The sequence below is a fragment of the Geobacter argillaceus genome, assembly GCF_007830735.1.
Classification (GTDB): Bacteria; Desulfobacterota; Desulfuromonadia; order Geobacterales; family DSM-12255; genus Geomobilibacter; species Geomobilibacter argillaceus.
Window position 1 is genome coordinate 208,174 of the sequence record NZ_VLLN01000004.1, and the last position, 12,804, is coordinate 220,977.

Sequence of the window (12,804 nt, forward strand, 5' to 3'; positions counted from 1 at the left end):
CTATGCCAAAAAACAATAAATTCAGGCATCTTCTCGGGTGGGGACTGCTCCTTGCCGTTCTTTTCCTGAGTGTATACATCATAGTGAGGCAGCGGCATACAGGGCCGGTGAGTGATGCAACCCAGCAGGCGCCACGTGCCGAGGTGACGGTCAAGGGGGTTCGTTTCACGGAAGAGAAGGGGGGGCGGAACGTGGTCGATCTGGTGGCCGCCACCGGGGACTTCGACCGGACCCGCAACGTGACCCGGCTTACCAAGGTGAGGCTCGTCTTTAGCGGCGAGAGATCCAGAGACACCATGACCGTGACAGCCAATGATGCCGAATACGATAATGCCACCCGTGATGTGCGCTTGCGAGGGTCCGTGCTGGCAAAGGGGGCAAGCGGTGCCGAATTCAGGACCGAACAGCTCGAATACCTTGCCGCCAAGGGGGTTGTCAGGTCAGCCGGCCGGGTCAGCTTGGCCGACGGGAACCTCCAGGTGGAAGGGGTCGGCCTGGAGGGTACGGTGCCGGGGAGGAGTGTCAGGATCATGCGGGAAGTGACGGCCCAAATCGGACCGGAGGGGAAGCGATGATGGTCGCCTGCAAACGGCTGCTGAGCGCCGCGGCCCTGGTGACCGGCCTGCTGGCCACTGCCCATGGCGTGGAAATCCGGTCAGCTCTGCCGATACAGATCAAGTCCAATGAGCTCCTGGCCGATAGTACCAGGAAAACTGCCACGTTCACCGGCGATGTGGTGGCCCGGCAGGGCGACCTGACCATTTATGCCGACAAACTGCTGATCGTCTATGCCGAGTCGGAGCAGGAGGTCAAGCAGGCCGAGCTGTTCGGCAAGGTCAGGATCGTTCAGGGTGACCGGATCGGCCAGGCCGGACATGCCATATACGATGCCCGGCAGGGGACGATCCTGCTGGATAAGGACCCCCGGGTTTCCCAGGGGGAAAACGTCATTACCGGGGCAACGATCACCTACTTCGTGGATGACGGTCGCAGTGTGGTTACCGGAGGCGGCAGCGGGCGCGTGGAGGCCATAATTCAGCCCCGTGGCAAAAAGGCGGGGAGCAGTGCGCGTCCCTAGGTCACTGCGGGCGGAATGCCTGCGCAAGTTCTACAGCAAGCGGCCGGTGGTGAATGGTGTCGATCTGGTGCTCCGCTCCGGAGAGGTGATCGGCCTGCTCGGACCGAACGGGGCGGGAAAGACCACCACCTTCTACATGGTCGTCGGGCTCTGTCGGCCGGACAGCGGTGCGGTGTACCTGGATGACCGGGCCATTACCGACCGCCCCATGTACCAGCGAGCCAGGCTCGGTATCAGTTATCTTCCCCAGGAACCGTCGGTGTTTCGTCAGCTGACGGTGGAGGAAAACCTGCTGGCGGTTTTGGAACTCCTCGGGCTGGATCGGTTGGAGTGCCTGCACCGGGCCGAAGAGCTCTTGACCGATTTTCGCATTACCCACATTGCCAGGAGCAAAGGCTATGCGCTTTCCGGTGGTGAGCGCCGGCGGGTGGAGATAGCCAGGGCACTGGCGACCTCGCCTGCATTTATCCTGCTGGATGAGCCGTTTGCCGGGATTGACCCCATTGCCGTCATGGATATCCAGGGGCTTATTGCGGAATTGAAGGAGCGGGGGATCGGCGTACTCATCTCCGACCACAATGTGCGCGAGACGTTGGGGGTGTGCGATAAGGCCTATATTCTCAATGCCGGTGAAGTGCTGGAATTCGGCGATCCCCAGGTCATTGCCGGAAGCCGGAAGGCGCGGGAAATATATCTCGGAGAAAAATTTCGCCTTTGACCGGTGCACCAAGCAGGCATTAACCGATCAACCTGATAAAATTGTCATAAAAGGGATCCTCAACTATGGCCATTGAGATGCGCCAACAGATGAAGCTGACGCAGCAGTTGGTGATGACTCCCCAGCTGCAGCAGGCAATCAAGCTGCTCCAGCTTTCCCGCTTGGAATTGCAGGATGTGGTTCGCCAGGAGTTGGAAGAAAACCCGGTGCTGGAGGAGACACTCGAACAGGAAGAGGCAAAGGAGGGGACACAGCTGGAACTGCAGGAACAAGAGGCCCCCCTCCAGGAAGAAAAAGATACATTCGTCGAGGTGGCTGCCGGCGAGGAAACCCTCAAGCAGATGGACTGGGATACCTATCTGGAAGGGTATAATTACAGTGCCGGCGAGCAGTACAACGATGATGAGGATCGCCCGTCATTTGAAAATCTCCTGAGCAAAAAGGGGTCGCTGTTCGACCATCTCATCTGGCAACTAAGCCTTTCCCGGCTTGATGATCAGGAGATGAGGGTCGGTGCGGAGATCGTCGGTAATATCGACGAGGACGGCTACTTCAGGGCTACGCTCGAAGAGGTTGCCCTCGCGTGTCAGACCTCGGAAGATGTGGTGGCGTCGGTATTGACGCGGGTGCAGGAGCTGGACCCCCCCGGTGTCGGTGCCAGGGACCTCAGGGAATGCCTGCTGCTCCAGGTAGCCCAACTGGGAATGGGGGGCAGCCTGGTCGATGCCATCATCAGGGACCACCTCAAAGACCTGGAGACCCGCAAGTACAAACAGATTGCCAAGGCGCTGGGGGTCGAGATACAGGACATTTTCCTGGCGGCCAAGGTTATTTCCGGTATGGACCCACGCCCCAGGCGGATCTTCGGTTCGGAGGAGACCCAGTATATTTCCCCGGACATTTTCGTCTACAAGATCGCCGACGATTACGTGGTGGTGCTGAACGACGAAGGGTTGCCCAATCTGCGGATCAGCCCGTTCTACCTGGAGTCGAAAGGCAAGGGGGGCTCGGGGACCGAGGAGTACGTGGCGGACAAGATGCGTTCGGCCATGTGGCTCATCAAGAGCATCCATCAGCGCCAGCGGACCATTTACAAGACCGCCAGGAGCATCGTCAAGTTCCAGCGGGAGTTTCTGGACAAGGGGATAGAGTACCTGAAACCCCTGGTCCTGCGTGATGTGGCGGAAGATATCGGTATGCACGAATCGACCATCAGCCGGGTGACCACGAACAAGTACATTCACACCCCCCAGGGGCTGTTCGAGTTGAAGTACTTTTTCAACAGTGGCATTTCCACCGGCGACGGCGATTTCGTTGCTTCGGAGAGTGTCAAAAACAGGATCAAGGAGTTGGTTGAAGCGGAAGATCCGCGTAAACCTTACAGCGATCAGGCATTGGCCGAGCTTCTGTCAGCCAACAACATCAATATTGCCCGGCGTACGGTGACCAAATACCGGGAGATGCTTCGCATCGGCTCGTCATCGGAGCGCAAGAGGCTTTTCTGAGCCTGTCCCGTCAGGGACAGAAGACAACATCCACAAACCGCCACACGAAGGAGGAGATTATGCAGATTGCTACCACATTCAGGCACATGGAGCCCAGTGAAGCCCTGAAGAGCTACGCTGAGGAGAAGCTGGAACGGGTTAAAAAATATATCGACGAGCCGATCGTAGCCCAGGTATACCTGACCGTGGAGAAGATCCGCCATATCGTCGAGATTACGCTGAATGCCAAGGGGATCACCATCAAGGCCTCCGAGGCGACCAACGACATGTATGCTGCCATCGATGCGGTCGTGGACAAGATGGAGCGCCAGCTGCGACGTTACAAGGAGCGGCTGAAGGACCACAAGCCGACCGCCGACAATAATCGCGGTCGTCAGGCACAGAAAACCATCGTTACGGCGGAGAGTGTCGATCAGCAGCAGGAGCCGGTCGTCATCAGGAGCGAACCGATCTCCATCAAGCCGATGTCCGTAGACGAGGCGGTCATGCAGATGGACCTGATGCACAAGGATTTTCTGGTGTTCACCGATGCCGCGACCGAAGGGATCAACGTCATCTACCGCCGTAAAGACGGCAACTACGGCCTCATCGAGCCGGCCAGGGGGTAGTGGGAAGGAGCGTGGGATGGCGGCTGATCCGATTCCGGTACGTAGTATGGCGATATGCTGACTGACGACCTGCAGCCAGCGGCAATCATTCCGGTACTCTCTGCCAGGAACAAGGAAGATGTTCTGGCGGAACTTGCCCAGAATGTGATTGACCGCCATCCGGCGCTCGACCGCCAGGATCTGCTTCAGATCCTGAACGAGCGCGAGAAGCTGGGAAGCACCGGTATTGGCGACGGTATCGCGATTCCCCACGGGAAACTGCGGCAGGTGAACGAGTTGATCTGTGCTTTCGGTAGAAGCCCGGAGGGTGTGGATTTCAGCTCTTTGGACGGAAGGCCGGTTCATCTGTTCTTCCTCCTCGTTGCCCCGGAAAATGCCGCCGCAGTACATCTGAAGGCCCTGGCGCGGATCTCGCGCATTCTACGGGACCCGGCAGTACGCAACGCCCTGATGGCTGCCGACGATGTCCGGGAGCTATTCCGGATTTTCCAGGAACAGGATAATCGGTTTTGAATACTATCAGCCTTGCCATCCAGGATCTCCTCGAGGATGCCGAATACGGGCTCGACCTTAGGCTGATAGCAGGCCAGGCAGGGCTTTCGCATCGTCTTTACAGTTCTCGGATCCAAAAACCGGGTCTTGCCCTGACCGGCTATACGGAGCATCTGCACCCCGACCGGGTCCAGGTGCTGGGGAACACGGAGATCTCCTACCTCAGTCAGATCCCGAATGACCAGGCGGTCGGTTACGTACAAAAGCTCTGTTCCTTCCCCATCTCCTGTTTCATCATTACCAAAGGACTCGATCCCCCTGATTTCCTCAAGCACGAGGCCGAAAATGCCGGCATCCCCCTGCTGGGAACCGCTATCCAGTCGTCAACCTTCATCTCCCTCATCACCAAGTTTCTGGAGGAGCGTCTGCTCCCCACTACCCACATTCATGGTGTGCTGGTCGATGTCCTGGGGGTCGGGGTGCTGCTGCTCGGCAAGAGCGGCATCGGCAAAAGTGAGTGTGCCCTTGACCTGGTGATCAGGGGGCATCGCCTGGTTGCCGACGACATCATCCATGTGAAGAAGAAGATGCCGGCCTCCCTGGTGGGACAGGCTGCCGAGATGATCCAGTACCACATGGAGATTCGCGGACTGGGAATCATCAACATCAAGGATCTTTTCGGGGTTTCCTCCATCAGGGAGAAAAAGATCATCCACATGGTGCTGGAACTGGTGGAATGGGACCCGGAGCAGGAATACGAGCGGCTCGGCATCGATGACCGGGTTTACTCCATCCTCGGGATCGATCTGCCGCACCTGAAGATCCCGGTCCGTCCCGGCCGCAACCTGACCTCCATCATCGAAGTGGCTGCCCGCAACTACCTGCTCAAGGGGATGGGCTACCACTCGGCCCGCGATTTCCACGAGCGGTTGATGGCACGGCTGGAAGTGCGGCCGCTGGGGGACGAGGTTGAATAAGCTGAGGATCGTCATCATCACCGGTCTTTCCGGTTCCGGCAAGTCAACGGCGGTCAAGGCCCTGGAGGACGAGGGATTCTTCTGTCTGGACAACCTGCCGGTCGCCCTCTTTGCCACCTTTGCCGAACTGGTGAACAAATCGACGGAGCGGATTCGGGATGTGGCCCTGGTCAGCGATATCCGGGGCCGGGACTTCCTGAAAGGGCCGGAGAATATGGTGCAGGAACTCCGCGCCCAGGGGCATACGGTTGAGGTCCTGTTCTTCGACGCCACCGACGAAGTGCTGATCAGGCGCTTTTCCGAGACGCGGCGCCGGCATCCGGCCCTGGAAGGGGGCTCGGTCCCCGAAGGCATCCGTTTCGAGCGGGAACAGTTGATGCCGTTGCGCCGGATCGCCACGGCCATTATCGATACCTCTGAACTCAATGTCCATCAGCTGAAGGAGCAGGTAATCGCCTGGTCCCGCGGGGAAGGGGCGCCGCGGGGGTTGACGATCCAGCTCTTTTCCTTCGGCTACCGCTACGGTATCCCCCTGGAGTCGGATCTGGTGCTGGACGTACGTTTTTTGGCAAACCCGCATTTTGTGCCGGAACTGAAGCCGTTGACCGGTCTGGACCCAAAGGTGCGCAGCTATGTCATGGAGCACCCGCTCACCGCTACCTTCATGGAAAAGCTGCACGACATGATCGATTTCCTTCTTCCCGCCTATGAGCGGGAGGGAAAGACCTACCTGACGATCTCCATCGGCTGTACCGGAGGACGGCACCGTTCGGTATCCATTGCCGAAGAGCTGGCGGTCTACCTCCGGGGACGGAGGGGAGCTCTGACGGTGGTCCATCGCGACATTGAAAAAGGATGAACAATGATAGGTCTGGTTGTGGTAGCCCATGCGGGCCTTGCCCGCGAACTGCTCAATGCAGCGCAAATGATTGTCGGCCCCATCCCGCTGGCCGAGGCGGTGGGAATTGAAACCGGCGCGGCGGTGGAGGCCATCCGGGAGGAGATCGCCGGGGCAATCGGAAATGTCGGCGCAGGAGGGGTTGTGATCATGACCGATATGTTCGGCGGGACCCCTTCCAACATGAGCCTTTCGTTTCTTGAAGATGGCCGGGTGGAGGTGCTTACCGGCGTCAATCTTCCGATGCTGATCAAGTTTGCCGGGGATCGGGGTCGCTATGGTGTGGCAGAGCTGGCTGCCAAGTTGAAAGGGTGCGGCCGGGACAGTGTGGCCGTGGCCGGCGATTATCTGAAATAGTGTCGGCCCTTGCTGGCGACGTCCATGTTGTAGATCCGCTATTGCTCCGGAGTGCGAATAGATGCAGAGAGAAAAGTTTACCATCATTAACAAACTGGGGCTCCATGCGCGGGCCTCGGCGCTCTTTGTCAAGACGGCGAGCCAGTTCACTTCGGAAGTGAAGGTGTGCCGTGATGAAATTGAGGTGAACGGCAAGAGCATCATGGGGATCATGATGCTGGCTGCAGCCAAGGGTACGGTCATTCAGGTAACGGTCGATGGTGAGGACGAGGAGCGCGCTATGGCAGTCCTCGGGGAGTTGATCCGCGATGGGTTTGGCGAAGACTGAAAATCGACATTTGCAGGGGCTGGCAGCCTCTCCGGGGATCGCCATCGGTTTGGCCCGGGTGACCGACCGGAGCCGGGTAGTCGTGGCGGAGACCAGTATCGAGCCCGATGCCGTAGCGGATGAGGTTCTCCGCTACCGGGAGGCCCTGGCCAGGACCAGGCGCGACCTTGCGCAGCTGAAGAACCAGCTTGCCGCCGAGCGCGGCCATGAGCACCTCTACGTAATCGATACCCACCTGATGATGCTGGATGATCCGATGCTGGTGGCTGAAACGGAGCGGATCATCGCCACCGCGCTCATCAATGCCGAAGCAGCCCTCAAGAAGACCCTCCAGACCTTTCACGCCTTTTTCGTCACCATTGAGGACGAGTACCTGCGGGAACGAAGCAGCGACGTGGAGATCGTCGTCGAACGAATCCTTCGTCATATGGTTGGCAAGGAGCAGGAGTCGTTGAACGAGATCGACGGCAAGGTCGTGATCGTGGCCCACGACCTTTCCCCTGCCGACATCCTGCAGATTGACAAGAGCAAGGTGATGGGCTTTGTCACCGATCTCGGGGGAAAAACGTCCCATTCGGCCATTCTGGCACGGGCACTGGAGATACCGGCGGTTATCGGCCTGGAAAATATTACTTCTGCCGTGGCGACCGGCGACCATCTGGTCGTCGATGGCAGTACCGGGACCGTTGTTATCAATCCCGACGAGGACACCTTTCGTGAATATCTCCGCCGCAAGCAGTACTTCGAGTATGTCGAGCACGAATTGGCCAAGATTCGTGACCTGCCTGCCGAAACCCTTGACGGCCACTCAGTCAGCCTGATGGGCAATGTGGAGTTTGCGGAAGAGATTGACGCGCTCAAGGGGCATGGTGGGGAAGGGATTGGCCTCTACCGGACCGAGATGCTCTTCATGAACCGCAACGAGCTGCCGACGGAAGAGGAACAGTACCGGTCATACTCGGCAGTGGTCAGGGCCATGTCGCCGGGAGTGGTGACCATCAGGACCCTGGATGTGGGAGGGGATAAGTTCGTCCCCAACCTGAACCTGGCCGACGAACTGAACCCGGCTCTGGGGCTCAGGGCCGTCAGGCTTTCCCTGCGTCACCCCGAGACGCTCCGGCCACAGTTGCGGGCGATCCTGCGGGCCAGCGCCCACGGCCGGGTACGCATTTTCTTTCCCATGATCTCCGGTATCGACGAGGTGCGGGCCGTGAAGCGGCTCCTGGCAGAGGTGGCGGAAGAGCTGGGACGGGACGGGATACCGTTTGACGGGCAGGTTCCGGTCGGCATCATGATCGAGGTGCCATCGGCAGTCATCATTGCCGACCTGCTGGCCCGGGAAGTGGATTTTTTCAGCGTTGGCACCAACGACCTGATCCAGTACTCACTGGCCATCGATCGTACCAACGAGCACCTTTCCCACCTGTACGAACCACTCCATCCGGCAGTGCTCCGCTCCCTGAAGATGGTGACCGACGCTGCGCATGCCGCGGGGATCAGGGTCTGCATGTGCGGGGAGATGGCGGGTGACCCGACCTATCTGCCGATCCTCCTGGGGCTCGGGTTTGACGAACTGTCCATGAACGCCCCATCCATCCCGCGCGTCAAACGTATCCTGCGGCGTTGCACCAAGGCCGATGCCGACCGGCTGACCGCTACCGCACTGACATTTGCTTCTGCCACAGAGGTGGAAGGGTTTCTCAATGGCGAAATTGCCGCTCATTTTTCGGACAGTTTCGACTGATCCTTTACGGTGCAGAAGGAGAGGAATTAAAAAAGGCGTTCCCCCGAGGAGGAACGCCTTTTTTAATCAATCCAGCGGTTTTCTCTACTTATTGATGGTCACAACGCAGTCGATTGTTGCATCGATCCGACGGTTCTTGGCCCGTCCTTCCGCCGTGGCGTTGTCGGCAACCGGCTTGGTCAGGCCGAACCCTTTTGCCGTAAGCCGGTCACCGGCAATGCCGAATTTGTCGATGATGTATGCGCGTACGGCATCGGCCCGCTTCTGGGAGAGCTTCATATTGTATTCGGCGCCCCCCTGGTTATCGGTATGTCCTTCGATGACGCCGGTGGCGTTCGGATACTTGTTGAGGAAGTCGCCAACCTGTTTGATATCGTTGTGGTACCTGGGCTTGATCACCGCCTTGTCGGTATCGAACTGGACTTTCAGGGTGATACAGATCTTCTCGGACAGTGCCACATTGGCACTGCTGCTGGCCCTGCCGCCATCGCCGGTGCAGTTAAGCGTGTAGGTGGTGGGGGCTGCAGGGGTTACGCTGGTTGTTCCCTGTGGCTGGACCGCCCCTACGCCGGGCTGGATGTCGCAGTTCGTTGCATTCTGCGAACTCCAGCTGAGCTTGGCAGCATTCCCTTTCGTTACCGTGGCCGGTGCGATTGACAGGGTGGCGGTTGGTGCAGTCGGCTGGTTTACCGCGACGTTTGCTGCACTGGTGGCCGAACCGCCGTCGCCGGTGCAGGTCAGGGTGTAGGAGGTGGCAGCAGCCGGGGTAACGGTCTTGGAGCCCTGTGGTGCCACGGTTTCTCCATCCGGCTGAATTGTGCAACTCGTGGCATGTTGCGAACTCCAGCTCAGCGTGACGGCCTGGCCCGGGGTGATCGTGCCAGGAGCGGCCGACAGGGTTGCGGTCGGAGCTGCCGGGGCAGGCGCGGCCGGCGGGGGGGCCACGACCGGTTTCGGTGCCGGCGCTACCGGTTTGGGTGCCGGTTCGGCGCCGCCGAAATAGAAGGCCGCGCCTACCGTATATTCGAGGTTGTGCAGTGTTCGGTCCTTATCCGAAACGAGATGGCGGACATCGGTCCGGAGCGCCAGGGTGTCGGTCAGGAAATACTTGAGGCCGACGCCATAGTTGAGAGCCCCGTACGTCGTTTTTGTCTGTTTTTCCGGGTCGACGGTAATGGCGCCGTAGCCGGCCGCCAGATACGGAACTAAACGCGCTTCGGGGAAAAAGTGGTAAAGAGCCTCCAGCCGGTAATTATAGATGTCGGCATCGCCCGCTCCGCGGGTTGATTCGGTGGAAACAAAGTCGAACACTGCTTCGAGGCCGACGTGCTCGGTGAAGTTGTAGCCACCCCGGATGCCATAGACCGGCCGGGTCTCCAGGTGCTGTTTGCCATCAAAAGTATATCCGCCGATGAACGGCGAGATCACGAATGTTTCCGCTTTGTTGGCCGCATGGGCCGTGGCCCCCACGAGAGCTGCCGAGAGGCATGCTGCCGCCACAATGGTTTTCTTCATACGTCCCTCCTTGTTTTTTACCAGTTTTTATGAAGATGTACTCACATCTGAGTGGGAATTATACAGGCGAGATGCCGTTTTGCAAGGGAACGCCTTATATTTATCGTTCTTCATAGTCAACAAAGTGTATTGGCAGATCCGGGCGCTCACCGACTATCCATTCCTCAAGCTGCTCCAGGAGCCGGCGGGCGTAGCCACGGTCATTGCTCACCGTCACGAAGGCCAGCTGCGCCGAGCCCCAATCTTCCTGGTTGGCCACTTCGGCCCCGGCCACATTGAACCGGTTGCGTGCCCGGGCTATGATGCTCTTGATGATGCCCCGTTTACCTTTCAGGGAAGTGCAGGGAAGTTCCAGTTCGATCAGGAGCGAAAGAACGTGCATGTCATCACCTCCGGTTTCGGTATTGTCCGGGCCATAAAGAGCATTGTTGCCGGTGGGTTGCCGCCTGTCAAGGCCGGCCGGGTGATGGTTTTCATGCTTGACAATAAGGTCGGTCTAACGATATATAGGACAGTCTTTTTATAACGATACGAACATTCCGGCAGCGGGGTGAACAGAGGGAGGAAATGCAGATGATGGAGATGGATGACTACATATTTACGTCCGAGTCGGTGTCGGAGGGGCACCCCGACAAGGTGGCCGACCAGGTTTCGGACGCCATTCTCGACGCCATCCTTGAGCAGGATCCCAAAGCTCGCGTCGCCTGCGAGACACTGGTGACCACAGGCATGGCGGTGATAGCCGGTGAAATCACCACCTCTGCTATTGTCGACTACCCCAAGGTGGTCCGTGAGACCATCAAGGAGATCGGCTACAATGACTCGGCCATGGGGTTCGACTGGGAAACCTGCGCCGTCCTCGTTTCCATCGATAAGCAGTCTCCCGACATCGCCCAGGGGGTGAACGAGGGGGACGGGCTCTACAAGGAGCAGGGGGCCGGCGACCAGGGGCTGATGTTCGGCTATGCCTGCGATGAAACCAAAGAGCTGATGCCGATGACGATCCTTCTTTCCCACCAGCTGGTGAAGAAGCTGGCTGATGTGCGCAAGTCCGGTGTCCTCGATTTCCTCCGTCCCGATTCCAAGTCCCAGGTTTCCATCCAGTACCTGAACGGCAGGCCCGCCTTTGTGGACACGGTGGTCATCTCCTCCCAGCATACGCCCGAGGTCACCTACGAGACCATCAAGGAGGGGATCATCGAGGAGGTTGTCAAGAAGGTCATTCCGGCCAACCTGCTGACCGACAAGACCCGTTACCTGATCAACCCCACCGGCCGTTTCGTTGTCGGCGGTCCCATGGGTGACTGCGGCCTGACCGGCCGGAAGATCATCGTCGACAGCTACGGCGGCCATGGTGCCCACGGCGGCGGTGCCTTCTCCGGCAAGGACCCCAGCAAGGTGGACCGTTCCGCTGCCTACATGGGGCGCTACGTGGCCAAAAACCTGGTGGCTGCCGGCCTGTGCGAGAAGTGCGAAGTCCAGGTTGCCTACGCCATCGGCGTGGCCGAACCGGTATCGGTACTCGTGGATACTGCGGGCACCGGCAAGATTCCGTCCAAGCGGATCGCCGAGATCGTCCGCGAGGTGTTCGACCTCCGCCCCCGCGCCATCATCGAGCAGTTGAACCTGCTCCGCCCGATCTACAAAAAAACCGCTGCCTACGGTCACTTTGGCCGCGAACTGCCGGAATTCACCTGGGAGCGGACCGACAAGGCCGCCATCATCAGGGAGAAGGCGGGAATTTAAAAGGCCGTAACTCGTGACTGGTGACTCGTAAAAGCGAACGGCCGGGAGATTCTTCTTCCCGGCCGTTCGCTTTTCGGATTAAAGGTTCTACGTGCTCCCTGTCACGAGTCACGAGTCACGGCTTTATCCCTTGTGAACCGGTACCCCACCCCCCGGACGGTCTGAAAGAAGATTGGGTCGGCCGGATCGGGCTCGAAGTATTTGCGCAGCCGCACGATGAAGTTGTCCAGGGTCCGGGTTTCGGCGTTGGCGGCGTACCCCCAGACCTTTTCCAGGAGCTCGGCCCGGGAAAGGGTTGCCCCCTCATTTTGGAAAAAGAGGGTGAGCACCCGTACCTCCAGGTCGGTCAGGTCGATTTCCCCCTGGGCTGTGCGTGCCCGGTAGGAGAGGAGAAATACCTCATTGTCGCCGAACCGGTACCCTTCCTCCACCGGCTCCGGCCGATACCAGGCCGACCGCCGGAGCATTCCCCGTACCCGGAGCAGAAACTCGTCCAGGCTGAATGGTTTGGTCAGATAATCGTCGGCGCCGCTGGCCAATCCGGTAATGCGGTCCCCCTCGTTAACCCGTGCGGTGAGGATCAGGATCGGCACCCGGCTGTCCATCTCCCGGACCTTGCGGCATACTTCGAAGCCGTCCATGCCGGGCAGCATCACGTCGAGGATGACCAGGGAAAAGCGCTCGAAGGAGAGGCGCTCCAGCGCCTCCTCGCCGCTCTCCACATGGCTTACCCGGTACTCATCCAGTTCCAGGTTGTAGCAGATCCCCCGGGCCAGGTGGATCTCATCCTCCACGAGCAGTATGTGCGGTTTTTCACTCTCCATGCTCCATCCTCTCG

The 12,804-nt window shown here is 59.1% G+C and carries 15 protein-coding genes; 12 read left to right on the forward strand and 3 right to left on the reverse strand.

Annotation, left to right across the window (positions count from 1 at the left end; translation table 11 throughout):
• The first annotated feature begins 2 nt into the window (after window positions 1-2).
• From lptC to ptsP, 11 genes are all read left to right on the forward strand, one after another.
• Complete coding sequence (gene lptC / locus JN12_RS05065; protein ID WP_145019120.1) at window positions 3-575, forward strand: LPS export ABC transporter periplasmic protein LptC; 573 nt, start codon at window positions 3-5, stop codon at window positions 573-575.
• Entirely contained in the window at window positions 572-1,078 is a 507-nt protein-coding gene (gene lptA / locus JN12_RS05070; protein ID WP_246125753.1) for a lipopolysaccharide transport periplasmic protein LptA, read from the forward strand. The genes lptC and lptA overlap by 4 nt, the downstream gene beginning before the upstream one ends.
• On the forward strand, window positions 1,065-1,796 hold the full coding sequence (gene lptB, locus JN12_RS05075; protein WP_145019122.1) for an LPS export ABC transporter ATP-binding protein: 732 nt from the start codon (window positions 1,065-1,067) through the stop codon (window positions 1,794-1,796). The genes lptA and lptB overlap by 14 nt, the downstream gene beginning before the upstream one ends.
• Window positions 1,797-1,861: 65 nt before the next feature.
• The gene (gene rpoN, locus JN12_RS05080; protein ID WP_145019124.1) at window positions 1,862-3,301 is read left to right on the forward strand and encodes an RNA polymerase factor sigma-54; all 1,440 of its coding nucleotides are present in this window, start codon (window positions 1,862-1,864) and stop codon (window positions 3,299-3,301) included.
• Window positions 3,302-3,360: 59 nt separating this feature from the next.
• On the forward strand, window positions 3,361-3,909 hold the full coding sequence (gene hpf / locus JN12_RS05085; protein WP_145019127.1) for a ribosome hibernation-promoting factor, HPF/YfiA family: 549 nt from the start codon (window positions 3,361-3,363) through the stop codon (window positions 3,907-3,909).
• 54 nt (window positions 3,910-3,963) lie between these two features.
• The gene (locus JN12_RS05090) at window positions 3,964-4,422 is read left to right on the forward strand and encodes a PTS sugar transporter subunit IIA (protein WP_145019130.1); all 459 of its coding nucleotides are present in this window, start codon (window positions 3,964-3,966) and stop codon (window positions 4,420-4,422) included.
• Window positions 4,419-5,378, forward strand: coding sequence for an HPr(Ser) kinase/phosphatase (gene hprK / locus JN12_RS05095; RefSeq protein ID WP_145019133.1), 960 nt, complete (start codon window positions 4,419-4,421; stop codon window positions 5,376-5,378). The genes JN12_RS05090 and hprK overlap by 4 nt, the downstream gene beginning before the upstream one ends.
• A gap of 1 nt (window position 5,379) precedes the next feature.
• Entirely contained in the window at window positions 5,380-6,237 is an 858-nt protein-coding gene (gene rapZ, locus JN12_RS05100; RefSeq protein WP_145019281.1) for an RNase adapter RapZ, read from the forward strand.
• A gap of 3 nt (window positions 6,238-6,240) precedes the next feature.
• The gene (locus JN12_RS05105) at window positions 6,241-6,633 is read left to right on the forward strand and encodes a PTS sugar transporter subunit IIA (RefSeq protein WP_145019136.1); all 393 of its coding nucleotides are present in this window, start codon (window positions 6,241-6,243) and stop codon (window positions 6,631-6,633) included.
• 61 nt (window positions 6,634-6,694) lie between these two features.
• Window positions 6,695-6,961 (forward strand): HPr family phosphocarrier protein, encoded by a 267-nt coding sequence (locus JN12_RS05110; protein WP_145019140.1) that lies wholly within the window; start codon window positions 6,695-6,697, stop codon window positions 6,959-6,961.
• Window positions 6,942-8,705, forward strand: a complete 1,764-nt coding sequence (gene ptsP / locus JN12_RS05115) for a phosphoenolpyruvate--protein phosphotransferase (RefSeq protein WP_145019143.1) — start codon at window positions 6,942-6,944, stop codon at window positions 8,703-8,705. Before JN12_RS05110 ends, ptsP begins: the two co-directional genes overlap by 20 nt.
• 84 nt (window positions 8,706-8,789) lie before the next feature.
• Here ptsP and JN12_RS05120 read toward each other — a convergent pair whose 3' ends face one another.
• Together JN12_RS05120 and JN12_RS05125 are read right to left on the reverse strand one after the other, a co-directional pair.
• Complete coding sequence (locus JN12_RS05120; protein ID WP_145019146.1) at window positions 8,790-10,220, reverse strand: OmpA family protein; 1,431 nt, start codon at window positions 10,218-10,220, stop codon at window positions 8,790-8,792.
• A 100-nt stretch (window positions 10,221-10,320) separates the two neighbouring features.
• The gene (locus tag JN12_RS05125; RefSeq protein ID WP_145019149.1) at window positions 10,321-10,602 is read right to left on the reverse strand and encodes a DUF503 domain-containing protein; all 282 of its coding nucleotides are present in this window, start codon (window positions 10,600-10,602) and stop codon (window positions 10,321-10,323) included.
• A 194-nt stretch (window positions 10,603-10,796) separates the two neighbouring features.
• On the opposite strand from JN12_RS05125, the gene metK reads away from it, so the two are divergent.
• Entirely contained in the window at window positions 10,797-11,966 is a 1,170-nt protein-coding gene (gene metK, locus JN12_RS05130) for a methionine adenosyltransferase (RefSeq protein ID WP_145019285.1), read from the forward strand.
• 101 nt (window positions 11,967-12,067) lie between these two features.
• Here the strand turns inward: metK and JN12_RS05135 are convergent, their stop codons facing one another.
• Window positions 12,068-12,790: a response regulator transcription factor gene (locus JN12_RS05135; RefSeq protein ID WP_145019152.1), complete on the reverse strand. Its 723-nt coding sequence runs from the start codon at window positions 12,788-12,790 to the stop codon at window positions 12,068-12,070.
• Window positions 12,791-12,804: the final 14 nt, after the last annotated feature.